General features: G+C 67.7%; 34 protein-coding genes. 31 read left to right on the forward strand and 3 right to left on the reverse strand.

The annotated features are described in order from the left end of the window. Positions 1-25: 25 nt before the first annotated feature. The 25 genes from rplV to truA all read left to right on the forward strand — a co-directional run bounded on the left by rplV (position 26) and on the right by truA (position 14311). Positions 26-373, forward strand: a complete 348-nt coding sequence (rplV, locus tag SSQG_RS23620) for a 50S ribosomal protein L22 (RefSeq protein WP_003992360.1) — start codon at positions 26-28, stop codon at positions 371-373. Further along, a complete protein-coding gene (rpsC, locus tag SSQG_RS23625) occupies positions 373-1197 on the forward strand; it encodes a 30S ribosomal protein S3 (protein ID WP_003992361.1) in 825 nt (274 codons plus the stop codon). Before rplV ends, rpsC begins: the two co-directional genes overlap by 1 nt. Before the next feature lie 5 nt (positions 1198-1202). Continuing rightward, positions 1203-1622 carry a 50S ribosomal protein L16 gene (gene rplP / locus SSQG_RS23630; protein WP_003992362.1) on the forward strand — a complete coding sequence of 140 codons (420 nt, stop codon included), beginning with the start codon at positions 1203-1205 and terminating at the stop codon, positions 1620-1622. Beyond that, positions 1622-1846, forward strand: a complete 225-nt coding sequence (rpmC, locus tag SSQG_RS23635) for a 50S ribosomal protein L29 (RefSeq protein WP_003974259.1) — start codon at positions 1622-1624, stop codon at positions 1844-1846. The genes rplP and rpmC overlap by 1 nt, the downstream gene beginning before the upstream one ends. Then, complete coding sequence (gene rpsQ, locus SSQG_RS23640; protein WP_003992363.1) at positions 1846-2133, forward strand: 30S ribosomal protein S17; 288 nt, start codon at positions 1846-1848, stop codon at positions 2131-2133. Before rpmC ends, rpsQ begins: the two co-directional genes overlap by 1 nt. 107 nt (positions 2134-2240) lie before the next feature. After that, entirely contained in the window at positions 2241-2609 is a 369-nt protein-coding gene (gene rplN / locus SSQG_RS23645) for a 50S ribosomal protein L14 (RefSeq protein ID WP_003992364.1), read from the forward strand. Positions 2610-2611: 2 nt separating this feature from the next. Continuing rightward, positions 2612-2935: a 50S ribosomal protein L24 gene (gene rplX, locus SSQG_RS23650; RefSeq protein WP_003992365.1), complete on the forward strand. Its 324-nt coding sequence runs from the start codon at positions 2612-2614 to the stop codon at positions 2933-2935. Beyond that, positions 2935-3492: a 50S ribosomal protein L5 gene (gene rplE / locus SSQG_RS23655; protein WP_003992366.1), complete on the forward strand. Its 558-nt coding sequence runs from the start codon at positions 2935-2937 to the stop codon at positions 3490-3492. Before rplX ends, rplE begins: the two co-directional genes overlap by 1 nt. Positions 3493-3497: 5 nt before the next feature. Further along, on the forward strand, positions 3498-3683 hold the full coding sequence (locus SSQG_RS23660; protein WP_003948630.1) for a type Z 30S ribosomal protein S14: 186 nt from the start codon (positions 3498-3500) through the stop codon (positions 3681-3683). 213 nt (positions 3684-3896) lie between these two features. Beyond that, positions 3897-4295: a 30S ribosomal protein S8 gene (gene rpsH, locus SSQG_RS23665; protein ID WP_003992367.1), complete on the forward strand. Its 399-nt coding sequence runs from the start codon at positions 3897-3899 to the stop codon at positions 4293-4295. Positions 4296-4319: 24 nt separating this feature from the next. Continuing rightward, positions 4320-4859 carry a 50S ribosomal protein L6 gene (gene rplF / locus SSQG_RS23670; protein ID WP_003992368.1) on the forward strand — a complete coding sequence of 180 codons (540 nt, stop codon included), beginning with the start codon at positions 4320-4322 and terminating at the stop codon, positions 4857-4859. 3 nt (positions 4860-4862) lie between these two features. After that, positions 4863-5246: a 50S ribosomal protein L18 gene (gene rplR / locus SSQG_RS23675; RefSeq protein WP_003992369.1), complete on the forward strand. Its 384-nt coding sequence runs from the start codon at positions 4863-4865 to the stop codon at positions 5244-5246. A 43-nt stretch (positions 5247-5289) separates the two neighbouring features. Continuing rightward, positions 5290-5895: a 30S ribosomal protein S5 gene (gene rpsE / locus SSQG_RS23680; protein ID WP_003992370.1), complete on the forward strand. Its 606-nt coding sequence runs from the start codon at positions 5290-5292 to the stop codon at positions 5893-5895. 2 nt (positions 5896-5897) lie between these two features. Continuing rightward, a complete protein-coding gene (gene rpmD / locus SSQG_RS23685) occupies positions 5898-6080 on the forward strand; it encodes a 50S ribosomal protein L30 (RefSeq protein WP_003974250.1) in 183 nt (60 codons plus the stop codon). A gap of 2 nt (positions 6081-6082) precedes the next feature. Beyond that, positions 6083-6538 (forward strand): 50S ribosomal protein L15, encoded by a 456-nt coding sequence (rplO, locus tag SSQG_RS23690; RefSeq protein WP_003992371.1) that lies wholly within the window; start codon positions 6083-6085, stop codon positions 6536-6538. A 235-nt stretch (positions 6539-6773) separates the two neighbouring features. Next, on the forward strand, positions 6774-8087 hold the full coding sequence (gene secY, locus SSQG_RS23695) for a preprotein translocase subunit SecY (protein ID WP_003992372.1): 1314 nt from the start codon (positions 6774-6776) through the stop codon (positions 8085-8087). Further along, positions 8087-8749 (forward strand): adenylate kinase, encoded by a 663-nt coding sequence (locus SSQG_RS23700; RefSeq protein WP_003992373.1) that lies wholly within the window; start codon positions 8087-8089, stop codon positions 8747-8749. The genes secY and SSQG_RS23700 overlap by 1 nt, the downstream gene beginning before the upstream one ends. Before the next feature lie 134 nt (positions 8750-8883). After that, entirely contained in the window at positions 8884-9720 is an 837-nt protein-coding gene (gene map, locus SSQG_RS23705; RefSeq protein ID WP_003992374.1) for a type I methionyl aminopeptidase, read from the forward strand. Between the two features lie 259 nt (positions 9721-9979). Next, positions 9980-10201, forward strand: coding sequence for a translation initiation factor IF-1 (gene infA, locus SSQG_RS23710; protein ID WP_003948620.1), 222 nt, complete (start codon positions 9980-9982; stop codon positions 10199-10201). Between the two features lie 59 nt (positions 10202-10260). Further along, positions 10261-10374: a 50S ribosomal protein L36 gene (gene rpmJ / locus SSQG_RS23715; protein WP_003974245.1), complete on the forward strand. Its 114-nt coding sequence runs from the start codon at positions 10261-10263 to the stop codon at positions 10372-10374. A 189-nt stretch (positions 10375-10563) separates the two neighbouring features. After that, entirely contained in the window at positions 10564-10944 is a 381-nt protein-coding gene (gene rpsM / locus SSQG_RS23720; protein ID WP_003992375.1) for a 30S ribosomal protein S13, read from the forward strand. Positions 10945-11008: 64 nt separating this feature from the next. Continuing rightward, positions 11009-11413, forward strand: a complete 405-nt coding sequence (rpsK, locus tag SSQG_RS23725; RefSeq protein ID WP_003956432.1) for a 30S ribosomal protein S11 — start codon at positions 11009-11011, stop codon at positions 11411-11413. A 203-nt stretch (positions 11414-11616) separates the two neighbouring features. Continuing rightward, positions 11617-12639: a DNA-directed RNA polymerase subunit alpha gene (locus SSQG_RS23730; RefSeq protein WP_003966937.1), complete on the forward strand. Its 1023-nt coding sequence runs from the start codon at positions 11617-11619 to the stop codon at positions 12637-12639. A gap of 192 nt (positions 12640-12831) precedes the next feature. Continuing rightward, positions 12832-13317, forward strand: a complete 486-nt coding sequence (gene rplQ / locus SSQG_RS23735) for a 50S ribosomal protein L17 (RefSeq protein WP_003992376.1) — start codon at positions 12832-12834, stop codon at positions 13315-13317. A gap of 139 nt (positions 13318-13456) precedes the next feature. Beyond that, complete coding sequence (gene truA / locus SSQG_RS23740) at positions 13457-14311, forward strand: tRNA pseudouridine(38-40) synthase TruA (RefSeq protein ID WP_003992377.1); 855 nt, start codon at positions 13457-13459, stop codon at positions 14309-14311. 16 nt (positions 14312-14327) lie between these two features. On the opposite strand, the gene SSQG_RS23745 is transcribed toward truA, so the two are convergent. Then, the gene (locus SSQG_RS23745) at positions 14328-15200 is read right to left on the reverse strand and encodes a membrane protein (protein WP_039933499.1); all 873 of its coding nucleotides are present in this window, start codon (positions 15198-15200) and stop codon (positions 14328-14330) included. A gap of 74 nt (positions 15201-15274) precedes the next feature. Between SSQG_RS23745 and SSQG_RS23750 the strand changes: the two genes are divergently transcribed. From SSQG_RS23750 to glmM, 4 genes are all read left to right on the forward strand, one after another. Next, a complete protein-coding gene (locus tag SSQG_RS23750; RefSeq protein ID WP_003992379.1) occupies positions 15275-15619 on the forward strand; it encodes a hypothetical protein in 345 nt (114 codons plus the stop codon). Positions 15620-15835: 216 nt separating this feature from the next. Beyond that, positions 15836-16279, forward strand: a complete 444-nt coding sequence (gene rplM, locus SSQG_RS23755; RefSeq protein WP_003992380.1) for a 50S ribosomal protein L13 — start codon at positions 15836-15838, stop codon at positions 16277-16279. Positions 16280-16321: 42 nt separating this feature from the next. Then, positions 16322-16834 (forward strand): 30S ribosomal protein S9, encoded by a 513-nt coding sequence (gene rpsI, locus SSQG_RS23760; protein ID WP_003992381.1) that lies wholly within the window; start codon positions 16322-16324, stop codon positions 16832-16834. A gap of 163 nt (positions 16835-16997) precedes the next feature. Beyond that, positions 16998-18356: a phosphoglucosamine mutase gene (gene glmM, locus SSQG_RS23765; RefSeq protein ID WP_003992382.1), complete on the forward strand. Its 1359-nt coding sequence runs from the start codon at positions 16998-17000 to the stop codon at positions 18354-18356. A 161-nt stretch (positions 18357-18517) separates the two neighbouring features. Here the strand turns inward: glmM and SSQG_RS23770 are convergent, their stop codons facing one another. Continuing rightward, positions 18518-19456, reverse strand: a complete 939-nt coding sequence (locus SSQG_RS23770) for a DUF389 domain-containing protein (protein WP_003992383.1) — start codon at positions 19454-19456, stop codon at positions 18518-18520. A 32-nt stretch (positions 19457-19488) separates the two neighbouring features. Beyond that, a complete protein-coding gene (gene coaA / locus SSQG_RS23775; RefSeq protein ID WP_003992384.1) occupies positions 19489-20478 on the reverse strand; it encodes a type I pantothenate kinase in 990 nt (329 codons plus the stop codon). A 173-nt stretch (positions 20479-20651) separates the two neighbouring features. Here coaA and SSQG_RS23780 point away from each other — a divergent pair, with 173 nt between their 5' ends. Both SSQG_RS23780 and SSQG_RS23785 read left to right on the forward strand, forming a co-directional pair. Then, the gene (locus SSQG_RS23780) at positions 20652-21677 is read left to right on the forward strand and encodes a daunorubicin resistance protein DrrA family ABC transporter ATP-binding protein (RefSeq protein WP_003992385.1); all 1026 of its coding nucleotides are present in this window, start codon (positions 20652-20654) and stop codon (positions 21675-21677) included. Further along, the gene (locus SSQG_RS23785; protein ID WP_003992386.1) at positions 21674-22489 is read left to right on the forward strand and encodes an ABC transporter permease; all 816 of its coding nucleotides are present in this window, start codon (positions 21674-21676) and stop codon (positions 22487-22489) included. Before SSQG_RS23780 ends, SSQG_RS23785 begins: the two co-directional genes overlap by 4 nt. The last annotated feature ends 7 nt before the right edge of the window (positions 22490-22496 follow it).

Genomic DNA, 22496 nt, shown 5'->3' on the forward strand with positions numbered 1-22496 from the left:
CATGACAGACACTGGAAGGACAACCATGGAAGCCAGGGCCCAGGCGCGGTACATCCGCGTCACGCCCATGAAGGCCCGCCGCGTGGTGGACCTCATCCGTGGCCTGAACGCCACGGAGGCTCAGGCGGTCCTGCGTTTCGCCCCGCAGGCCGCGAGCCAGCCGGTCGGCAAGGTGCTGGACAGCGCCATCGCCAACGCCGCGCACAACTACGACCACACCGATGTCGACAGCCTCTACATCTCCGAGGCCTACGTCGACGAGGGCCCGACCCTGAAGCGGTTCCGTCCGCGCGCCCAGGGCCGTGCCTACCGGATCCGCAAGCGGACCAGCCACATCACCGTGGTCGTCAGCAGCAAGGAAGGAACCCGGTAATGGGCCAGAAGGTAAACCCGCACGGGTTCCGGCTCGGTGTCACGACCGACTTCAAGTCGCGTTGGTACGCCGACAAGCTGTACAAGGACTACGTCAAGGAAGACGTCGCCATCCGTCGGATGATGACGTCCGGCATGGAGCGCGCCGGCATCTCCAAGGTCGAGATCGAGCGCACCCGTGACCGCGTGCGTGTGGACATCCACACCGCTCGTCCGGGCATCGTCATCGGCCGCCGTGGCGCCGAGGCCGACCGCATCCGCGGTGACCTCGAGAAGCTCACGGGCAAGCAGGTCCAGCTGAACATCCTCGAGGTCAAGAGCCCCGAGACCGACGCTCAGCTGGTTGCCCAGGCCGTCGCCGAGCAGCTCTCCTCCCGCGTCTCCTTCCGTCGCGCCATGCGCAAGAGCATGCAGGGCACGATGAAGGCCGGCGCCAAGGGCATCAAGATCCAGTGCGGTGGCCGCCTCGGTGGCGCCGAGATGTCCCGCTCGGAGTTCTACCGCGAGGGCCGTGTGCCCCTGCACACGCTCCGCGCGAACGTGGACTACGGCTTCTTCGAGGCCAAGACGACCTTCGGCCGCATCGGTGTGAAGGTCTGGATCTACAAGGGCGACGTCAAGAACATCGCCGAGGTCCGCGCCGAGAACGCCGCTGCCCGTGCGGGTAACCGCCCGGCCCGCGGCGGTGCCGACCGCCCGGCCCGTGGTGGCCGCGGTGGCGAGCGGCGCGGTCGCAAGCCGCAGCAGGCCGCTGGATCCGAGGCCCCCAAGGCCGAGGCTCCCGCGTCCGCCGCTCCGGCTGAGAGCACCGGAACGGAGGCCTGACCGACATGCTGATCCCCCGTAGGGTCAAGCACCGCAAGCAGCACCACCCCAAGCGCAACGGCATGTCCAAGGGCGGCACGCAGGTTGCGTTCGGCGAGTACGGCATTCAGGCCCTGACCCCGGCTTACGTGACGAACCGGCAGATCGAGGCAGCTCGTATCGCCATGACGCGTCACATCAAGCGTGGCGGCAAGGTCTGGATCAACATCTACCCGGACCGTCCCCTCACGAAGAAGCCCGCCGAGACCCGCATGGGTTCCGGTAAGGGTTCTCCGGAGTGGTGGATCGCCAACGTCAAGCCCGGACGCGTGATGTTCGAGCTGTCGTACCCCAACGAGAAGATCGCGCGCGAGGCCCTGACCCGTGCGGCTCACAAGCTGCCGATGAAGTGCAAGATCGTCAAGCGCGAGGCAGGTGAAGCGTGATGTCGGCCGGTACCAAGGCGTCCGAGCTGCGCGAGCTGGGCAACGAGGAGCTTCTCGCGAAGCTCCGCGAGGCCAAGGAAGAGCTGTTCAACCTCCGCTTCCAGGCGGCGACGGGCCAGCTCGAGAACCACGGCCGGCTCAAGGCCGTCCGTAAGGACATCGCGCGGATCTACACCCTGATGCGTGAGCGCGAGCTGGGCATCGAGACGGTGGAGAGCGCCTGATGAGTGAGAGCAACGTGACTGAGCAGACTGCAGAGGCCCGCGGCTTCCGCAAGACCCGCGAGGGTCTCGTCGTCAGCGACAAGATGGACAAGACCGTCGTCGTCGCCGTCGAGGACCGCGTCAAGCACGCGCTGTACGGCAAGGTCATCCGCCGTACCAACAAGCTCAAGGCGCACGACGAGCAGAACGCCGCGGGTGTCGGCGACCGTGTCCTCCTCATGGAGACCCGGCCGCTGTCCGCGACGAAGCGCTGGCGCGTCGTCGAGATCCTCGAGAAGGCCAAGTAATCCCTCCTAGGGGGACCCCCTAGGAATAGTTCCGCCAGGCTCGGGGCGGGGTCACGTGTGTAAGTGTGACTCCGCCCCGGGAACCGGCAGACAACCAGGAGATAGACGTGATCCAGCAGGAGTCGCGACTGCGTGTCGCCGACAACACGGGTGCGAAGGAGATCCTCTGCATCCGTGTGCTCGGTGGCTCCGGTCGCCGCTACGCGGGTATCGGTGACGTCATCGTCGCCACCGTCAAGGACGCGATCCCCGGCGGCAACGTGAAGAAGGGTGACGTCATCAAGGCGGTCATCGTTCGCACCGTCAAGGAGCGCCGCCGTCCGGACGGCTCGTACATCCGCTTCGACGAGAACGCCGCCGTCATTCTGAAGAACGACGGCGACCCTCGTGGCACCCGTATCTTCGGCCCGGTCGGCCGGGAGCTGCGCGAGAAGAAGTTCATGAAGATCATCTCCCTCGCGCCGGAGGTGCTGTGAGCATGAAGATCAAGAAGGGCGACCTGGTTCAGGTCATCACCGGTAAGGACAAGGGCAAGCAGGGCAAGGTCATCGCGGCCTTCCCCCGCGAGGACCGCGTCCTGGTCGAGGGTGTCAACCGGGTCAAGAAGCACACCAAGGCCGGTCCGACGGCTCGCGGTTCGCAGGCCGGCGGCATCGTCACCACCGAGGCGCCGATCCACGTCTCCAACGTCCAGCTGGTCGTGGAGAAGGACGGCAACAAGGTCGTGACCCGCGTCGGTTACCGCTTCGACGACGAAGGCAACAAGATCCGCGTTGCCAAGCGGACGGGTGAGGACATCTGATGACGACCACCACCAGCCCGCGTTTGAAGCAGAAGTACCGTGAGGAGATCACGGGCAAGCTGCGTGACGAGTTCAAGTACGAGAACGTCATGCAGATCCCCGGTCTCGTCAAGATCGTGGTCAACATGGGTGTGGGCGACGCCGCCCGCGACTCCAAGCTGATCGAGGGTGCCATCAAGGACCTCACCACGATCACCGGTCAGAAGCCGGCCGTCACCAAGGCCCGCAAGTCCATCGCGCAGTTCAAGCTGCGTGAGGGCCAGCCGATCGGTGCCCACGTCACGCTCCGTGGCGACCGCATGTGGGAGTTCCTGGACCGCACCCTGTCGCTCGCGCTGCCGCGCATCCGCGACTTCCGCGGCCTGTCCCCCAAGCAGTTCGACGGCCGTGGCAACTACACCTTCGGTCTCACGGAGCAGGTCATGTTCCACGAGATCGACCAGGACAAGATCGACCGTACCCGGGGTATGGACATCACCGTGGTGACCACGGCGACCAACGACGCTGAGGGCCGCGCGCTCCTTCGTCACCTCGGCTTCCCGTTCAAGGAGGCGTGAGCGAGATGGCGAAGAAGGCTCTGATTGCCAAGGCTGCTCGCAAGCCCAAGTTCGGTGTGCGTGGCTACACGCGCTGCCAGCGCTGCGGCCGCCCGCACTCCGTGTACCGCAAGTTCGGCCTCTGCCGCGTGTGCCTTCGTGAGATGGCTCACCGTGGCGAGCTGCCGGGCGTGACCAAGAGCTCCTGGTAATCCCCCAAATAAGGGATTAGCAGGGCTCTCGGTAAGCATCTGGGGCGGCCGGACGTCCAGCTCACATGCTTTAGGCTTGTGGGGTTGGGCGTCTGCCGCCGCCCTTACGACTTACTACGCCGTAGGTCCACCGCGCCGCACCCGTCCCGTCTCGGATCGGGGAGAGGGATGGCGCACCAGGAAACCCCGGCGAGAGAGGCCGAAGGCCAATTCATGACCATGACTGATCCGATCGCAGACATGCTGACGCGTCTGCGGAACGCGAACTCGGCGTACCACGACTCCGTGGCGATGCCGCACTCGAAGATCAAGTCGCACATCGCGGAGATCCTCCAGCAGGAGGGCTTCATCACGGGCTGGAAGGTCGAGGACGCCGAGGTCGGCAAGAACCTCGTCCTGGAGCTGAAGTTCGGCCCCAACCGTGAGCGCTCCATCGCGGGCATCAAGCGGATCTCCAAGCCCGGTCTCCGGGTGTACGCGAAGTCCACCAACCTGCCGAAGGTTCTGGGCGGCCTGGGCGTGGCCATCATCTCCACGTCCCACGGTCTCCTGACCGACAAGCAGGCGCAGAAGAAGGGCGTGGGTGGGGAAGTCCTCGCCTACGTCTGGTAGTTCGGGAACGGAGGAGAGACAGCAATGTCGCGTATCGGCAAGCTCCCCATCCCGGTTCCCGCCGGCGTGGACGTCACCATCGACGGCCGTACGGTCGCGGTCAAGGGCCCCAAGGGCGAACTGACCCACACCGTCATCGCGCCGATCGACATCGCCAAGGCCGAGGACGGCACCCTTCAGGTGCTCCGGCCCAACGACGAGCGGCAGAGCAAGGCCCTGCACGGCCTGTCCCGCACGCTGGTGGCGAACATGATCACCGGTGTGACCCAGGGATACGTCAAGAAGCTCGAAATCAGCGGTGTCGGTTACCGTGTCGTGGCCAAGGGCTCCAACCTGGAGTTCTCCCTGGGCTACAGCCACCCGATCCTGGTCGAGGCCCCCGAGGGCATCACCTTCAAGGTGGAGTCCCCGACCCGTTTCTCGGTCGAGGGCATCGACAAGCAGAAGGTCGGCGAGGTTGCGGCCAACATCCGCAAGCTGCGCAAGCCCGACCCGTACAAGGCCAAGGGCGTCAAGTACGAGGGCGAAGTCATCCGACGCAAGGTCGGAAAGGCGGGTAAGTAAGCCATGGCATACGGGCAGAAGATCCTTAAGGGCGATGCCTACAAGCGCGCCGCGATCAAGCGCCGCCACATCCGGATCCGTAAGCACATCAACGGAACGGCGGAGCGTCCGCGCCTGGTCGTCACCCGCTCGAACCGCCACATCGTGGCCCAGGTGATCGACGACATCAAGGGTCACACCCTTGCGTCGGCGTCCACCCTGGACAGCTCGATCCGCGGTGGCGAGGGCGACAAGTCGGCGCAGGCCAAGCAGGTCGGCGCCCTGGTCGCCGAGCGTGCCAAGGCCGCCGGTGTCGAGGCCGTCGTGTTCGACCGTGGTGGTAACCAGTACGCCGGGCGCATCGCCGCTCTGGCGGACGCCGCCCGCGAGGCCGGACTCAAGTTCTGAGTCCTGGTTCCGTAGCTAGCGGAGACAGAGAGAGGTAATTCCAATGGCTGGACCCCAGCGCCGCGGTGGCGGTGCCGGTGGCGGCGAGCGGCGGGACCGGAAGGGCCGTGACGGCGGCGCAGCTGCCGCCGAGAAGACCGCGTACGTTGAGCGCGTCGTCGCGATCAACCGCGTCGCCAAGGTTGTGAAGGGTGGTCGTCGCTTCAGCTTCACCGCGCTGGTCGTGGTGGGCGACGGTGACGGCACCGTGGGTGTCGGATACGGCAAGGCCAAGGAGGTGCCGGCCGCCATCGCCAAGGGTGTTGAGGAGGCCAAGAAGCACTTCTTCAAGGTCCCCCGCATCCAGGGCACCATCCCGCACCCCATCCAGGGTGAGAAGGCTGCCGGCGTCGTGCTCCTGAAGCCCGCGTCGCCCGGTACCGGTGTTATCGCCGGTGGTCCGGTGCGTGCCGTGCTCGAGTGCGCCGGTATCCACGACGTGCTGTCGAAGTCGCTCGGCTCCGACAACGCGATCAACATCGTGCACGCGACCGTGGCGGCCCTGAAGGGTCTGCAGCGTCCCGAGGAGATCGCGGCTCGCCGTGGTCTGCCCCTCGAGGACGTCGCCCCCGCGGCTCTTCTCCGTGCGCGTGCCGGGGCGGGTGCGTAATCATGGCGCAGCTCAAGATTACGCAGGTCAAGTCCTACATCGGCAGCAAGCAGAACCACCGTGACACCCTGCGCTCCCTTGGTCTCAAGGGCATCAACACGCAGGTCGTCAAGGAGGACCGCCCCGAGTTCCGCGGCATGGTGCACACCGTCCGCCACCTCGTGACGGTCGAGGAGGTCGACTGATCATGGCGGAGCAGAACCCGCTCAAGATCCACAACCTCCGTCCCGCCCCGGGCGCCAAGACCGCCAAGACCCGTGTCGGTCGTGGTGAGGCGTCGAAGGGTAAGACGGCCGGTCGTGGTACGAAGGGCACCAAGGCCCGTTACCAGGTTCCGGAGCGCTTCGAGGGTGGCCAGATGCCCCTCCACATGCGCCTCCCGAAGCTGAAGGGCTTCAAGAACCCGTTCAAGACCGAGTACCAGGTCGTGAACCTCGACAAGCTGGCCGCGCTCTACCCCGAGGGTGGCGAGGTCACCGTCGAGGGTCTGGTGGCCAAGGGTGCCGTTCGCAAGAACGCGCTCGTCAAGGTCCTCGGCCAGGGCGAGGTCTCCGTGGCGCTGCAGGTGACGGTCGACGCCGTCTCCGGCTCCGCCAAGGAGAAGATCACCGCCGCCGGCGGTTCCGTCACCGAGCTCGTCTGAACACCACAGGCGTCTCGATGACCTGAGCGATCCCGACCGGGGATACCCCACATTTGGGGTATCCCCGGTTGGTCGTTCCTAGGGCGGCAGTCTCGCCGGTAAGGTGGCTTGGACTGCCCTCTTTTCACAGGGTGCTGCACATCGGGCACTCTGAGCGGCAGTTGACCGTTACCTATTCGTCGAACCTCAAGACCGTCACCCTTGACGCAGTAGCGCGGGGGTCGCAGGAGGCACCGTGCTCACCGCGTTCGCCCGGGCGTTCAAGACGCCCGACCTGCGCAAGAAGCTGCTCTTCACGCTCGGCATCATCGTGGTCTACCGGGTCGGTACACACATCCCGATCCCCGGCGTCGACTACCGGAACGTCCAGACCTGCATCGACGCGGCCCAGGCCAACACGGGCCTGTTCGGTCTGGTCAACATGTTCAGCGGCGGCGCCCTGCTGCAGATCACGATCTTCGCGCTGGGCATCATGCCGTACATCACGGCGAGCATCATTCTGCAGCTGCTGACCGTGGTGATCCCGCGCCTGGAAGCCCTGAAGAAGGAGGGCCAGGCCGGTACGGCGAAGATCACGCAGTACACCCGTTACCTGACGATCGCCCTCGCCATCCTCCAGGGCACCGGCCTCGTCGCCACCGCCCGCAGCGGCGCCCTGTTCCAGGGCTGCCCGGTGGCCAGCCAGATCGTTCCTGACCAGTCGATCTTCGTCACCATCACCATGGTCATCACGATGACCGCCGGTACGGCGGCCGTGATGTGGCTCGGCGAGCTCATCACCGACCGCGGCATCGGCAACGGCATGTCGATCCTGATGTTCATCTCGATCGCCGCCACCTTCCCGTCCGCCCTGTGGGCGATCAAGGAGCAGGGCTCGCTGGCCGGCGGCTGGATCGAGTTCGGCACCGTCATCCTGGTCGGCCTCGTCATGGTCGGCCTGGTCGTCTTCGTCGAGCAGGCCCAGCGCCGCATCCCGGTGCAGTACGCCAAGCGGATGATCGGCCGCCGCTCCTACGGCGGTACGTCCACGTACATCCCGCTGAAGGTGAACCAGGCGGGTGTGATCCCCGTCATCTTCGCCTCGTCGCTGCTCTACATCCCGGCCCTGGTCGCACAGTTCGCCGGGGGCAACTCGGGCTGGAAGACCTGGATCGAGCAACACTTCGTCAAGGGCGACCACCCGTATTACATCGCTTCGTACTTCCTGCTGATCGTTTTCTTCGCGTTCTTCTATGTGGCGATCTCCTTCAACCCCGAGGAAGTCGCCGACAACATGAAGAAGTATGGTGGCTTCATCCCGGGCATCCGGGCTGGCCGACCGACCGCTGAGTACCTGAGCTACGTACTCAACCGGATCACCTGGCCGGGTTCGCTGTACTTGGGTCTGATCGCTCTCGTACCGACGATGGCGTTGGTTGGTTTCGGGGCAAACCAGAACTTCCCGTTCGGCGGGACCAGCATCCTGATCATCGTGGGTGTGGGTCTCGAGACGGTGAAGCAGATCGAGAGCCAGCTCCAGCAGCGCAATTACGAAGGGTTCCTCCGCTGATGCGTATCGTCCTCGTCGGGCCGCCGGGTGCCGGTAAGGGAACGCAGGCCGCGTTCCTGGCCAAGAACCTGTCGATCCCGCACATCTCCACGGGCGACCTGTTCCGGGCCAACATCAGCCAGCAGACGGAACTCGGCAAACTGGCGAAGTCCTACATGGACGCGGGCAATCTCGTGCCCGACGAGGTCACCATCGCGATGGCGAAGGACCGCATGGAGCAGCCGGACGCCGAGAACGGTTTCCTGCTGGACGGCTTCCCCCGTAACGTCTCCCAGGCCGAGGCGCTCGACGAGCTGCTCGAGACCGAGAACATGCAGCTCGACGCGGTGCTGGACCTGGAGGTCCCGGAGGACGAGGTCGTCAAGCGCATCGCCGGCCGGCGCATCTGCCGCAACGACTCCGCGCACGTCTTCCACGTGACGTACAAGCAGCCCGCGAAGGAAGGCGTCTGCGACGTCTGCGGCGGTGAGCTGTACCAGCGGGACGACGACTCCGAGGAGACGGTCCGGACGCGGCTGGAGGTCTACCACACCCAGACCGAGCCGATCATCGACTACTACAAGGCGCAGGGCCTGGTGGTCACGATCTCGGCGCTCGGCAAGGTGGAGGACGTCACGACGCGCGCCATGGAGGCGCTCAAGCGTGGCGAGGACGGCAAGTAGTCGTTCGTGCTCAGCTACGGCCGCGGTTCCCCGCTCGGGGGCCGCGGCTGCTGTGTGGGCGGGGCCGGTCGCGCGGGCCCCGTATCGTTGAAGGCGTTCGTGTCCGCTGAAGGTCCAGAAAGGCCGTAGCCCCCATGGTGCAGATCAAGACCCCCGAGCAGATCGCCAAGATGCGTGAGGCGGGACTGGTCGTCGCCGCCATTCACGCGGCGACCCGCGAGGCCGCCGTACCCGGGGCCACGACGAAGGATCTGGACCAGGTCGCCCGCAAGGTGCTGGCCGAGCACGACGCCAAGCCGAACTTCCTCGGGTACGGCGGCTTCCCGGCGACGATCTGCACGTCCGTGAACGAGGTCGTCGTCCACGGCATCCCGTCCGACGAGGTGGTCCTCAAGGACGGGGACATCATCTCCATCGACTGCGGCGCGATCATCGACGGCTGGCACGGCGACGCCGCCTTCACGGCCTTCGTGGGCTCCGGCCACGCCCCGGAGCTGGTCGAGCTCTCCCGGGTGACCGAGGAGTCGATGTGGGCCGGCATCGCGGCCATGAAGCAGGGCAACCGGCTGGTCGACGTCTCCCGGGCCATCGAGACGTACATCCGCCGCCAGCCCAAGCCGGGCGGCGGCAAGTACGGGATCATCGAGGACTACGGCGGCCACGGCATCGGCACCGAGATGCACATGGACCCGCACCTGCTGAACTACGTCGACCGGCGGCGCGGCAAGGGTCCGAAGCTGGTGCCGGGGTTCTGCCTCGCGATCGAGCCGATGGTGTCCCTGGGGACGCCCAAGACGGAGGTCCTCCAGGACGACTGGACCGTCATCACGACGGACGGCACGTGGTCGTCCCACTGGGAGCACTCCGTCGCGCTGACGGAGGAGGGGCCGCTCGTGCTGACGGCTCCCGACGGGGGGAAGGCGAAGCTCGCCGAGCTGGGTGTCGTCGCGGCTCCTGACCCGCTGGGCTGAGCGCCCGCCTGGGTGCACGGTTCTGATCATCGGCGGCTGCGGCGGCGTGGGGGTTGTTCGCGCCCACGCGGCGGAGCCGCATGTCGACACAGCCCCGCGCCCCTTCGGGGGCGCTTAAAGCTGTCTCTGCCGGGGCAGGCTTCCTCGATTCGTGTTTCTGAGGGGCCTGACGTAGACTGACTCGTCGGCTCTTGTGTACCCGCATGTCTCCATGCGCTCACAGAGGGTCGATCAAGGTAGTCGATTCGAAGGGCGAAGCGTGGCCAAGAAGCAAGGTGCCATCGAGATCGAGGGCACTGTCGTCGAGTCTCTGCCGAACGCCATGTTCAAGGTCGAGCTCCAGAACGGCCACCAGGTCCTGGCACACATCAGCGGCAAGATGCGTATGCACTACATCCGCATCCTCCCTGACGACCGGGTCGTGGTGGAGCTGTCTCCGTACGACCTCACGCGTGGCCGGATCGTCTACCGCTACAAGTAGATCTTGCCCGCATCCCGCTTCCGGCGGGGTGGTGGCACTGACCCGGAGAACCTCACCTAATGAAGGTCAAGCCGAGCGTCAAGAAGATCTGCGACAAGTGCAGGGTGATCCGCCGTCACGGTCGGGTCATGGTCATCTGCGACAACCCGCGCCACAAGCAGCGCCAGGGCTGACGCACGACCGATCCCTCTGCACCTCTCGCAGAGATTCGAGCGACGCGAGCTGAATATGTTCATACGCAGGACCCAAGCCGGCACGGCTTGACACCCCCGGTTCGGAGGCCGGGGACCCAGTTCGTACCTCGTACGGCGGCTGGGGGCCGGTTCTGCGGAAGACCTCCGACAAGTAACTGGAGCCATTGAATGGCACGCGTTTCCGGTGTTGACATCCCGCGCGACAAGCGCGTGGAGATCGCCCTCACCTACGTGTTCGGCATCGGCCGGACTCTGTCCCAGCAGACGCTGGCCGCCACCGGCGTGGACCCGAACACCCGTGTTCGTGACCTCTCCGAGGAGCAGCTGGTCGCGATCCGCGAGTTCGTCGACAACAACATCAAGACCGAGGGTGACCTCCGTCGCGAGATCCAGGCCGACATCCGCCGCAAGGTCGAGATCGGTACCTACCAGGGTCTGCGTCACCGCCGCGGTCTGCCCGTCCGCGGTCAGCGCACCAGCACCAACGCCCGCACCCGCAAGGGCCCGCGTCGCGCCATCGCCGGTAAGAAGAAGCCGGGCAAGAAGTAGTCCTCAGCGGACGCTCGTCAGCGGTCTTCGCTGCAGGACCGACCACCTCCCGTAGGAGTTATAGATGCCCCCCAAGGGTCGTCAGGGCGCTGCCAAGAAGGTGCGCCGCAAGGAAAAGAAGAACGTCGCTCACGGCCACGCGCACATCAAGAGCACGTTCAACAACACGATCGTCTCGATCACGGACCCGTCCGGCAACGTGATCTCCTGGGCCTCCGCCGGCCACGTCGGCTTCAAGGGCTCCCGGAAGTCCACGCCGTTCGCCGCGCAGATGGCCGCCGAGTCGGCTGCCCGCCGCGCCCAGGAGCACGGCATGCGCAAGGTCGACGTGTTCGTCAAGGGCCCGGGCTCCGGTCGTGAGACCGCGATCCGCTCCCTGCAGGCCACGGGCCTCGAGGTCGGCTCCATCCAGGACGTCACCCCGACCCCGCACAACGGCTGCCGTCCGCCGAAGCGCCGCCGCGTCTGACGCCAGCGCTTTCGGGGCTCGCTGTGCCTCCGGTCCTTCCGGCCGGGGGTGTGGGGGTTGCCCCCCACATGTAAAAGTCGGGCGGTACGACTCCTTCGGGTCGTATCGCCCGTACCCTTGCAGTACCCGTCCCTTTCTGTCGGGGACGGTTCAAGTCGGGCGTCAAATAGCGGGCGCCCCCGACTGAAGGATCTGATCCACACATGCTGATCGCTCAGCGTCCCTCGTTGACCGAAGAGGTCGTCGACGAGTTCCGCTCCCGGTTCGTGATCGAGCCGCTGGAGCCGGGCTTCGGTTACACCCTCGGCAACTCCCTGCGCCGGACCCTCCTCTCCTCGATCCCGGGTGCGGCGGTCACGTCCATCCGCATCGACGGTGTCCTGCACGAGTTCACCACCGTGCCGGGCGTCAAGGAGGACGTCACCGACCTGATCCTCAACATCAAGCAGCTGGTCGTCTCCTCGGAGCACGACGAGCCGGTCGTGATGTACCTGCGCAAGCAGGGCCCGGGTCTGGTCACCGCCGCCGACATCGCGCCCCCGGCCGGTGTCGAGGTGCACAACCCCGACCTCGTCCTCGCCACGCTCAACGGCAAGGGCAAGCTCGAGATGGAGCTGACGGTCGAGCGTGGCCGTGGCTACGTCTCCGCCGTGCAGAACAAGCAGGTCGGCCAGGAGATCGGCCGGATCCCGGTCGACTCGATCTACTCGCCGGTGCTCAAGGTCACGTACAAGGTCGAGGCCACGCGTGTCGAGCAGCGGACCGACTTCGACAAGCTGATCGTCGACGTCGAGACCAAGCAGGCGATGCGTCCGCGTGACGCCATGGCCTCCGCCGGTAAGACCCTGGTCGAGCTGTTCGGTCTCGCCCGCGAGCTGAACATCGACGCCGAGGGCATCGACATGGGTCCGTCCCCGACGGACGCCGCGCTCGCCGCCGATCTGGCGCTGCCGATCGAGGAGCTGGAGCTCACCGTTCGGTCGTACAACTGCCTCAAGCGCGAGGGCATCCACTCCGTGGGTGAGCTCGTCGCCCGCTCCGAGGCGGACCTGCTCGACATCCGCAACTTCGGTGCGAAGTCGATCGACGAGGTCAAGGCGAAGCTGGCCGGCATGGGCCTGGCCCTGAAGGACAGCCCGCCCGGATTCGACCCGACCGCCGCCGCGGACGCCTTCGGGGCGGACGACGACGCGGACGCCGGGTTCGTCGAGACCGAGCAGTACTGATAGCTCGGGACCGACTTCCGGTTCCTGGCTGCGGGATCGATGTGGCTGATCGCGCAGTTCCCCGCGCCCCTTACGGGGCGCGGATCCTTCCGGGCGTCTGAAAGGACGCCCGGATCTCTGACAGACAACCGTCTGCTCAGATACTGACCTCGGTACCTGATACGGCCGGGGCAGACACCTAGGAGAAACACCATGCCGAAGCCCACCAAGGGTGCCCGTCTGGGCGGCAGCGCCGCGCACGAGAAGCTGATGCTCGCGAACCTCGCGAAGTCGCTCTTCGAGCACGGCCGCATCACCACCACCGAGGCGAAGGCTCGCCGCCTGCGTCCCTACGCCGAGCGTCTGGTCACCAAGGCGAAGAAGGGCGACCTTCACAACCGCCGTCAGGTGCTCCAGGTCATCACGGACAAGAGCATCGTCCACACGCTCTTCACCGAGATCGGCCCGCGCTACGAGAACCGTCCGGGTGGCTACACCCGCATCACCAAGATCGGTAACCGCCGTGGCGACAACGCGCCCATGGCCGTCATCGAGCTGGTCGAGGCGCTGACGGTGGCGCAGGAGGCGACCGGCGAGGCCGAGGCCGCGACCAAGCGTGCCGCCAAGGACACCGAGGCCGCCGAGGCTCAGGTCGACACGACCAAGGCCGAGGACGCCGAGGAGTCCAAGGACGCGTAAGCGTCTGCCGGGGGCTGATCGTCGGCGGCTGCGGCTTCGTCGTGGTTGTTCGCGCAGTTCCCCGCGCCCCTGAAGGGCGTTGGCGGGCCCGTTCCTTTCTGGAGCGGGCCCGCCTTTTGTGTTCTGAGAGGATCTGTACGTGAGTGATGAAGCAGCACCTGGCCACGTCCGGGTCCGGCTCGATCTGTCGTACGACGGGAGCGAGTTCTCCGGGTGGGCCAAGCAGGCCGGGGGACGGCGGACCGTGCAGGGGGAGATCGAGGACGCCCTGCGGACCGTGACGCGGTCGAAGGAGACGTACGAGCTGACCGTGGCCGGGCGCACCGACGCCGGCGTGCACGCGCGGGGGCAGGTCGCGCATGTCGACCTGCCGAGGGAGGTCTGGGCCGAGCACCACCAGAAGCTGCTCAAGCGGCTCGCCGGGCGGCTGCCCCGGGACGTCCGCGTCTGGGCCCTCAGGGAGGCGCCCAGCGGCTTCAACGCGCGGTTCTCGGCCGTCTGGCGGCGGTACGCCTATCGCGTCACCGACAACCCCGGGGGCGTCGACCCGCTGCTGCGCAACCACGTGCTGTGGCACGACTGGCCGCTCGACGTCGACGCCATGAACGAGGCCGCCCGGCGGCTGCTCGGCGAGCACGACTTCGCCGCCTACTGCAAGAAGCGGGAGGGCGCGACCACGATCCGTACGCTGCAGGAGCTCAGCCTCGTCAAGGGCGAGGACGGGATCATCACGGCGACCGTGCGGGCCGACGCCTTCTGCCACAACATGGTGCGCTCCCTGATCGGGGCGCTGCTGTTCGTGGGTGACGGGCACCGGCCGCCGGACTGGCCCGGGAAGGTGCTGGCGGCCGGCGTACGGGACTCGGCCGTGCACGTCGTACGGCCGCACGGGCTGACGCTGGAGGAGGTCGGCTACCCGGCCGACGAGCTGCTCGCCGCGCGCAACAAGGAGGCGCGGAACAAGCGGTCGCTGCCGTCGGCGGGGTGCTGCTAGCGGGTGCTGCCGGCGCCTACTCGTCGGCGGCGGCCGACGCCTGGGCCTCGCCGCGCCGGTGGATCTGTCGGAACGTGAACAGCTGAAGGTTGTCACCCGTGGCGAACACGTCGGTGTCCTTCGTCGTCACGTCCTTGCCGTTGGTGAAGCCGGCGTTGGTGAAGTAGGCGTAGCGACCATAGGAGTTGCTGGTCGTGCGGCAGAACCCGGATTCGCAGAAGCCCTTCACCCCGCCGCCGGAGAGCGACTTCACGAAGCTCTTCTTGGTGGTCTGGCCCTTGGCCTTGGCGGCCTGCGCCTGGGTGTCGAAGACCGCCACGCCGACCGTCACCGCGATGCCGTCCCTGGAGTAGGTGACGCGTATCAGACGGGTGCAGTCGTTCGAGGTGAGGATCTTGGGGAGGGTGCCTCCCGACGCCGAGGCGCAGTTCCTCGTGTCAGCGGTCGGGCCCTTCTTGTACACCGTGTCGCCCATGGTGAGCTGGGTGCCGGGGAAGAGGGTGTCCGGGCTGAGCGGGGCCGTGTCCTTCTTCGCGCTGGCGATGAAGTCCTTCGGGTCCAGCGGGGGAGGGGCACTGGTCGGGGCGAACGAGGGGGCCGAGGCGGACTCGCTCGGGATGTCGGCCGAGGGCACCTGGGAGGTCGGCTGGTTCGCCTGGTTGTCGCCGCCCGCCGAGACCACGGCCACCGCGACCGCGGCGCCGATCGCGACGGTGGCGAGCGCGCCGCCGCCGACCAGCAGCAGCCGCCGTCGCTTGTTGCGGCTCTCGGACGCCTCGGCGAGCGCCGCCCAGTCAGGGGACTGGCCGCCCCCGCTGTTCCAGGGCTGCTGCGACTGCGGTTTCCAGGGATCCCACTGGGACTCAGGTCCCCCCTGCCCAAAGCTCATGGGGCGCATCTTAGACGGGACATGGGGTGTGCTGGTCCGCCTGGATCGGCCCCGGAGCCCCTAGCGTTCCTCCCATGCGGACGGGCAAAGGCGACATCTCCGGGTGGTTGGGGCGACTCGTGAGCCGGTGTCTGCCGGTGGCGTGCGTGGTGGCCCGGGCACTGGTGGTCGTGGGGCTGGTGGTGTGTCTGTGGTCATGGCCGTCGGTCGGTCTCACTGTCGCCGCCGGGGCGCTGCGGGCCTACCGCCGTCCGCGCGGTGGCCGCCGGTCCGTGCTGCGGTTGTGCGCCGGGGTGGTCGTCGACGTGCTGCTCTCCTCGGTGTTTCCGTATGTGCGGCCTGTCCGGCGGCGGACGCTGCGGAGGGCCGTGACGCTCTGTGCCGCCCTGTGCGTGTCCGTGGCCGGCCGTCGGCGGTGACCCGCGTTTTGACCCTTGTGCTGAGCCCCGGTATTCTGCTTGTTCGTTGTGTATTGGCTTGCTCATTCTCACGGGACGGGCCCTTACACCGGTCCACCGGGCCGATGACCAGCGACCCCACGTACGCGGTATGCGTCGCCGCAGTGCGGTCCAGGCTGTCGTGATCGTTTCGGTGACCAGTTATGGACCATTCACTCGAAGCGAAGGCTACGAACCGTGCGTACGTACAGCCCCAAGCCCGGCGATGTGACGCGCCAGTGGCACGTCATCGACGCTCAGGACGTCGTCCTGGGTCGTCTCGCCACCACCGCAGCGACCCTTCTCCGGGGCAAGCACAAGCCGATCTACGCCCCCCACGTCGACGCTGGTGACTTCGTCATCATCATCAACGCGGACAAGGTGCACCTCTCCGGCAACAAGCGGACCCAGAAGATGGCGTACCGCCACTCCGGCTACCCGGGTGGTCTGCGCTCCGTCCGTTACGACGAGCTGCTGGACAAGAACCCCGAGAAGGCCGTCGAGAAGGCCGTCAAGGGCATGCTCCCCAAGAACTCCCTGGGCCGTCAGATGCTCTCGAAGCTGAAGGTCTACAAGGGTGACCAGCACCCGCACGGCGCGCAGCAGCCGCAGCCGTACGAGATCACCCAGGTCGCGCAGTAAGTCCGGCCACCCCCTAAGACTGAACAGAATCTGAGGAGAATCGTGGCCGAGACCACTGCCGAGCAGCCGCTCGAAGAGCTTGACATCGACAGCTACACCACGGAGTCGGACGTCCCCGTCGAGGGCGAGTACACCTCCGAGTCCATGGCCTCCCGCTTCGGCGAGCCCCAGCCGGCCGCCGGCCTGGGCCGTCGCAAGAACGCCATCGCCCGTGTCCGGATCGTCCCGGGCACCGGCAAGTGGAAGATCAACGGTCGCACCCTCGAGGACTACTTCCCGAACAAGGTGCACCAGCAGGAAGTCAACGAGCCCTTCAAGGTGCTCGAGCTCGACGACCGCTACGACGTCGTCGCCCGCATCTCCGGTGGCGGTGTCTCCGGTCAGGCCGGTGCGCTCCGTCTCGGTGTCGCCCGTGCGCTGAACGAGGCGGACGTCGACAACAACCGCGGCCCGCTGAAGAAGGCCGGCTTCCTCAAGCGCGACGACCGTGCGGTCGAGCGCAAGAAGGCCGGTCTGAAGAAGGCCCGCAAGGCCCCGCAGTACAGCAAGCGCTAATCGCGTCGCCCGTCCTTGCGACTGGCTTCGCAACGATCGCCCCGGCGGCACGGACTGTGCCGCCGGGGCGGTTCGTTTACACAACCCCTACAGGTCCCTGACAGTCTCAGGGCATGTACTTGGGGAGTGAGCCGCACTCTCTTCAGCAATTCGGAGGACCACAGTGGGACGACTCTTCGGCACGGACGGTGTGCGCGGTGTGGCCAACGCGGACCTGACGGCGGAGATGGCGCTGGGCCTCTCCGTCGCCGCGGCGCACGTACTGGCCGAGGCGGGCACCTTCGAGGGGCACCGGCCGACCGCGGTCGTCGGGCGTGACCCGCGCGCGTCCGGGGAGTTCCTGGAGGCCGCCGTGGTCGCGGGCCTCGCCAGCGCCGGCGTGGACGTCCTGCGGGTCGGCGTGCTGCCGACGCCCGCGGTGGCGTACCTGACCGGCTCGCTCGGAGCCGACCTCGGTGTGATGCTCTCCGCGAGCCACAACGCCATGCCCGACAACGGCATCAAGTTCTTCGCCCGCGGTGGGCACAAGCTCGCCGACGAGCTGGAGGACCGGATCGAGTCCGTCTACGAGGAGCACCGCACCGGTGCCCCGTGGGACCGGCCGACCGGCGCCGGCGTGGGCCGCGTGCGGGAGTACGACGAGGGCTTCGACCGCTACGTCGAGCATCTGCTGGGTGTGCTGCCGAACCGGCTCGACGGGCTGAAGGTCGTCCTCGACGAGGCGCACGGCGCCGCCGCCCGGGTCTCGCCGGAGGCGTTCCAGCGGGCCGGGGCCGACGTCGTCACGATCGGCGCGGAGCCGGACGGGCTCAACATCAACGACGGCTGCGGCTCGACCCACCTGGACAAGATCAAGGCCGCCGTCGCCGAGCACGGCGCCGACCTGGGCATCGCGCACGACGGGGACGCCGACCGGTGTCTCGCCGTCGACCACACCGGCGCGGAGGTGGACGGCGACCAGATCCTCGCCGTGCTCGCGCTGGCGATGCGGGAACGCTCCGCGCTGCGGGCCGACACGGTCGTGGCCACCGTGATGTCCAACCTCGGGTTCAAGCTCGCCATGGAGCGCGAGGGCATCCGGCTCGTGCAGACGGCGGTGGGTGACCGGTACGTGCTGGAGGAGATGAAGGAGCACGGGTTCGCCCTCGGGGGCGAGCAGTCCGGGCACGTGATCATCCTCGACCACGCGACGACCGGGGATGGGACGCTGACGGGGCTGATGCTGGCGGCTCGGGTCGCCGGGACCGGGCGTTCGCTGCGGGAGCTGGCCTCTGTCATGGAGCGGCTGCCGCAGGTGCTGATCAACGTGCCGGACGTGGACAGGTCCCGGGTGGGGACGTCCTCGGAGCTGGCGTCTGCTGTCGCTGACGCGGAGCGGGAGCTCGGAGCCACCGGGCGGGTGCTGCTTCGGCCCTCCGGGACCGAGCCGTTGGTGCGGGTGATGGTGGAGGCGGCTGATATCGAGCAGGCTCGGTCTGTGGCTGGGCGGTTGGCTGATGTCGTGAAGTCCGCGTTGGGGTAGGTGGCCTGTGCGGGGGTGGGGTGGGGGCTGCTGTTCGTTGCGGACTGACGGTTGTGTGTGGCTTGTCGCGCAGTTCCCCGCGCCCCTACGGGCGTGGCTTGTCGCGCCCACGCGGCGGAGCCGCATATCAGCAGAGCCCCGCGCCCCTGGGGACGCTGCCCCTAGAGGACGTTCGCCCGTTTCCGTTGTTTGGACCAGAGCCATTTCTGGGTCAGCAGTGTTGCTGTGCCGGCGATGGTGATGGCCAGCAGGTTCAGCAGGAGCTGTTCCGTGGAACCCCAGGTCTGCTTCGTGTCGCCGTAGCTGAGGGCTACGGCGGCGTTCGCGGCGGCTGGGACCGTGGTGACCGAGATGGCCACTCCCACCAGGGCGCCGGACTTGGCCGAGGTCAGGGAGAGCGTGCCGGCGATTCCGGCCAGGACCGCCACGACGAAGGAGAACCAGTCGGGGGCGTAGATGAAGCCCGTGTTGGGGCGGTCGGCCTTGAGCTGTTGCTCGCTGAACAGGTCGACCGCGTCCATGAAGAGGCTGAAGCCGACGGTCAGCGTCATGGCCACCGCGAAGCCGACCAGCAGGGCGTTCGTCGAGCGCAGGGCCAGCCGGGGGCGGCGCTGGACGATCGCGGTGCAGATGCCGGCGAGAGGGCCGAACTCCGGGCCCACCGCCATGGCGCCCACGATCAGGATCGCGTTGTCCAGCACCACACCGCACGCCGCGATCATCGTGGCGAGCGTGAGGAACGCGAGGTAGGTGACCGAGAGGGTCGACTCCTCGTGCGTCGCGTCGCTCAGGTGCTCCCACAGGACCGCGTCCGCGCCCTCACCGGGCGCGTCGGCCTCGGCCTTCTCGGCCCGGTCGGACAGTGACAGGTCGATGGTCTCGACGGCGATCGAGCCGCTGGTGTCGATGCCCAGCTCCCGCAGACCGGCGAGCAGTTCGTCGCCCGCCTCCCGTGCCACGTCGCACATGACGACGTCCCCGGCGGGGTTGCGGGCGGCGTCCGGGAGTACGACGAGGTGGGTGGCGCCGACCGTCTTCTCGATCAGCAGCACCACTTCGTCCGTCTTCTCGGACGGTGTGATCAGGCGCAGATGGAGCATGGCGACCATCTAACCTGCCTTTTCCCCGGGCGTCATAGCTTGCGCAGGCTGAGCCGCTGCACCTTGTGGTCCGGGCCCTTGCGCAGGACGAGGGTGGCGCGGCCGCGGGTCGGGGCGATGTTCTCGACCAGGTTGGGCCGGTTGATCGTGCGCCACATGGTCCGGGCGTAGTCGAGGGCCTCCTCCTCCGAGACCTGGGTGTACTTGCGGAAGTACGAGGACGGGTTCTGGAAGGCGGTCGCGCGCAGCTTGCGGAAGCGGTTGAGGTACCAGCGCTCGACGTCCTCGACCCGGGCGTCGACGTACACGCTGAAGTCGAAGTAGTCGGCGAGGCCCACCCTGGTGCGGCCGTCCTTGCCGGGCAGGGCGGGCTGGAGGACGTTCAGGCCCTCGACGATCAGGATGTCGGGGCGGCGGACCGTGAGCCTCCTGTCCGGGACGATGTCGTAGATCAGGTGGGAGTAGACGGGCGCGGTGACCTCGTCCTTGCCGGCCTTGATGTCGGCGACGAAGCGGGTCAGCGCGCGGCGGTCGTAGGACTCGGGGAACCCCTTGCGGGACATCAGTCCGCGGGCCTGGAGCTCCTTGGTGGGGAGCAGGAAGCCGTCGGTGGTGACCAGCTCGACGCGCGGGTGTTCCGGCCAGCGTGAGAGCAGGGCCTGGAGGAGGCGGGCGACCGTGGACTTGCCGACCGCGACCGAGCCGGCGACTCCTATGACGAACGGGGTGCCGGACTGGGAGCCCTGCTCGCCCAGGAAGGTGTTGAGTGCGCCTCTGAGGCCGTCGGTGGCACCGACGTAGAGGTTGAGGAGCCGGGACAGCGGCAGGTAGATGTCGCGCACCTCGTCGAGGTCGATGACGTCGCCGAGGCCGCGCAGCTTCTCGACCTCCTCGGCCGTCAGAGGCAGCGGCGTCTTGTCACGCAGCGCGCTCCACTCGGCGCGGGTGAGGTCGACGTAGGGAGTCGCCTCCGGCCGCTGCCGGTGGGCGCTCCGGGGTATCGAGGAGACCGGAGAGATCACAGTCCATTGTTACGGGCGTACGAACGGACTGTGAGGTGGGATCCGTCACGCAGGGTCTTCGGGCCTTCCCATCTGGGAGAAAAGTGGCCAAGGGGAGGAATGTCAGTGGTGTGCGTCACAGTTGTGGGAGAGGTGGGCCCAGGCCGGGGTTCACGAACGCCGAGGGGTGACCCATGACGTATGCGATAGAGGCGGAAGGTCTGGTCAAACGGTTCAAGGAGACGGAGGCGCTGGCCGGCGTCGATCTGGCGGCCCGCAAAGGCACGGTGCTCGGGCTGCTGGGGCCCAACGGTGCGGGGAAGACGACCGCGGTGCGGATCTTCGCGACGCTGCTGCGGCCCGACGGGGGCAGGGCCCGCGTGGCCGGCCACGACGTGATCCGGGAGGCCGGGGTGGTGCGGGCCATGGTCGGGCTGACCGGCCAGTACGCGGCGGTCGACGAGAACCTGACCGGCATGGAGAATCTGCTGCTCATCGGCCGGCTGCTGGGGCTGCCGAGGCGGGAGGCGAAGGCGCGGGCGGGCGAGCTGCTGGAGCGGTTCCAGCTCACGGACGCGGCCGGGCGGGCCGCGAAGACCTTCTCGGGGGGTATGCGCCGGCGCCTGGACCTCGCGGCCAGCCTGGTGGGGCGGCCCAGCATCCTCTTCCTCGACGAGCCGACCACCGGCCTCGATCCGCATAGCCGCGGTGAGCTGTGGGACCTGCTGCGCGGACTGGTCGCGGACGGTGCGACCGCCCTGCTGACCACGCAGTACCTGAACGAGGCCGATGTGCTCGCGGACGACATCGTGGTGATCGACAAGGGGCGGGTGATCGCCGAGGGCACCCCGGACCGGCTGAAGGCCCAGGTCGGCGGCCAGGTGCTGGAGCTCCGGCCGATCCTCGGGCAGGACCTCGCGCGGGCGCACGCGCTGGTGGCCGGGGCCGCCGGTGCAAAGGCCCGGATCGAGGGCGAGATGATCACGGCGCCCGTGAAGGACCCCGAGCTGATGCCGGCCGTCGTACGGGCGCTGGACCGGGAGGGGATCGCGGTGGGTGAGCTGGCCCTGCGCCGCTCCTCGCTCGACGAGGTCTTCCTCGCCCTGACCGGCCACCGTGCCGAGCCGGGAGAGGCCGGCGAGGCGGGCGAGCCGGGGGAGGACGGCGACGGGGCCGTCCGGGAGGGCGACGGGCTGGAGAGGGCGGTGAGCCGGTCATGACCGCGGCCACCACCACCATCACCGCGCCGGTCAGCGCGTCGGGGCGGGTGCCGCCCCTCGCGGCGCTGCGGCAGACGTTCACGATGGCCTGGCGCAGCCTGGTCGCCGTCAAGCACAACCCGCTCGAACTGGTCGACTACAGCATCACGCCGATCATGTTCGTGTTCCTGTTCACCTACGTGCTGGGCGGGCAGATGGCCGGATCGCCCGAGGCGTACCTGAAGTACGCGTTGCCCGGGATCATCGTGCAGAACACGCTGTTCATGACCATGTACACGGCGATGGCGCTCAACACCGACCTCACCAAGGGCGTCTTCGACCGGCTGCGCAGCCTGCCCGTCGCGCGCTCCGCCCCGCTCATCGGGCGCATCACCGCCGACCTCGCGAAGCACGTCTGGGCGATGCTGCTGATGATCGGCCTCGGACTGGCGCTCGGCTTCCGCATCACGGGCGGGTTCGGGGGGTTCCTGCTCGGCGCGCTGCTGGTGGTGGTGTTCGCCGCGGCCGTGTCGTGGAGCGCGGTGCTGATCGGGATGCTGGCCGGCGACGCGGAGAAGGTGCAGGCGTTCGCCTTCACCATCATCTTCCCGATCACCTTCACGAGCAGCGCGTTCGTCGTGGTCGACACCATGCCGGGCTGGCTCCAGGCGTGGAGCGACATCAACCCGGTCACCCATCTGTCCGACGCGTTCCGGGGGTTGCTGCTGGGCGGGGCGGTGGCGGAGCCGGTGATGTGGTCGTTGGTGTGGGCTGCGGGGATCGCGGTGGTGTTCTATCCGTTGGCCATGCGGGCTTATCGGGCGAAGGTGTGACGCGCGC

Origin of the sequence: Streptomyces viridochromogenes DSM 40736 (assembly GCF_000158955.1) — a bacterium.
Lineage (GTDB): Bacteria > Actinomycetota > Actinomycetes > Streptomycetales > Streptomycetaceae > Streptomyces > Streptomyces venetus.

Excerpts from the sequence above, each read along its gene's own strand:
- rplO (WP_003992371.1), top strand. The coding sequence starts at position 6,083 with ATGGCGGAGCAGAACCCGCTCAAGATCCACAACCTCCGTCCCGCCCCG.
- rpsE (WP_003992370.1), top strand. The coding sequence starts at position 5,290 with ATGGCTGGACCCCAGCGCCGCGGTGGCGGTGCCGGTGGCGGCGAGCGG.
- SSQG_RS23750 (WP_003992379.1), top strand. The coding sequence starts at position 15,275 with ATGCGGACGGGCAAAGGCGACATCTCCGGGTGGTTGGGGCGACTCGTG.
- SSQG_RS23745 (WP_039933499.1), bottom strand. The coding sequence starts at position 15,200 with ATGAGCTTTGGGCAGGGGGGACCTGAGTCCCAGTGGGATCCCTGGAAA.
- rplV (WP_003992360.1), top strand. The coding sequence starts at position 26 with ATGGAAGCCAGGGCCCAGGCGCGGTACATCCGCGTCACGCCCATGAAG.
- map (WP_003992374.1), top strand. The coding sequence starts at position 8,884 with ATGGTGCAGATCAAGACCCCCGAGCAGATCGCCAAGATGCGTGAGGCG.
- rplP (WP_003992362.1), top strand. The coding sequence starts at position 1,203 with ATGCTGATCCCCCGTAGGGTCAAGCACCGCAAGCAGCACCACCCCAAG.
- rpsM (WP_003992375.1), top strand. The coding sequence starts at position 10,564 with ATGGCACGCGTTTCCGGTGTTGACATCCCGCGCGACAAGCGCGTGGAG.
- rpsC (WP_003992361.1), top strand. The coding sequence starts at position 373 with ATGGGCCAGAAGGTAAACCCGCACGGGTTCCGGCTCGGTGTCACGACC.
- rpmD (WP_003974250.1), top strand. The coding sequence starts at position 5,898 with ATGGCGCAGCTCAAGATTACGCAGGTCAAGTCCTACATCGGCAGCAAG.
- SSQG_RS23785 (WP_003992386.1), top strand. The coding sequence starts at position 21,674 with ATGACCGCGGCCACCACCACCATCACCGCGCCGGTCAGCGCGTCGGGG.
- SSQG_RS23660 (WP_003948630.1), top strand. The coding sequence starts at position 3,498 with ATGGCGAAGAAGGCTCTGATTGCCAAGGCTGCTCGCAAGCCCAAGTTC.
- rplF (WP_003992368.1), top strand. The coding sequence starts at position 4,320 with ATGTCGCGTATCGGCAAGCTCCCCATCCCGGTTCCCGCCGGCGTGGAC.
- rpsH (WP_003992367.1), top strand. The coding sequence starts at position 3,897 with ATGACCATGACTGATCCGATCGCAGACATGCTGACGCGTCTGCGGAAC.
- SSQG_RS23700 (WP_003992373.1), top strand. The coding sequence starts at position 8,087 with ATGCGTATCGTCCTCGTCGGGCCGCCGGGTGCCGGTAAGGGAACGCAG.
- rpmJ (WP_003974245.1), top strand. The coding sequence starts at position 10,261 with ATGAAGGTCAAGCCGAGCGTCAAGAAGATCTGCGACAAGTGCAGGGTG.
- rplX (WP_003992365.1), top strand. The coding sequence starts at position 2,612 with ATGAAGATCAAGAAGGGCGACCTGGTTCAGGTCATCACCGGTAAGGAC.
- SSQG_RS23780 (WP_003992385.1), top strand. The coding sequence starts at position 20,652 with ATGACGTATGCGATAGAGGCGGAAGGTCTGGTCAAACGGTTCAAGGAG.
- rpmC (WP_003974259.1), top strand. The coding sequence starts at position 1,622 with ATGTCGGCCGGTACCAAGGCGTCCGAGCTGCGCGAGCTGGGCAACGAG.
- rplQ (WP_003992376.1), top strand. The coding sequence starts at position 12,832 with ATGCCGAAGCCCACCAAGGGTGCCCGTCTGGGCGGCAGCGCCGCGCAC.
- SSQG_RS23730 (WP_003966937.1), top strand. The coding sequence starts at position 11,617 with ATGCTGATCGCTCAGCGTCCCTCGTTGACCGAAGAGGTCGTCGACGAG.
- SSQG_RS23770 (WP_003992383.1), bottom strand. The coding sequence starts at position 19,456 with ATGCTCCATCTGCGCCTGATCACACCGTCCGAGAAGACGGACGAAGTG.
- rplE (WP_003992366.1), top strand. The coding sequence starts at position 2,935 with ATGACGACCACCACCAGCCCGCGTTTGAAGCAGAAGTACCGTGAGGAG.
- rpsK (WP_003956432.1), top strand. The coding sequence starts at position 11,009 with ATGCCCCCCAAGGGTCGTCAGGGCGCTGCCAAGAAGGTGCGCCGCAAG.
- rplR (WP_003992369.1), top strand. The coding sequence starts at position 4,863 with ATGGCATACGGGCAGAAGATCCTTAAGGGCGATGCCTACAAGCGCGCC.
- rpsQ (WP_003992363.1), top strand. The coding sequence starts at position 1,846 with ATGAGTGAGAGCAACGTGACTGAGCAGACTGCAGAGGCCCGCGGCTTC.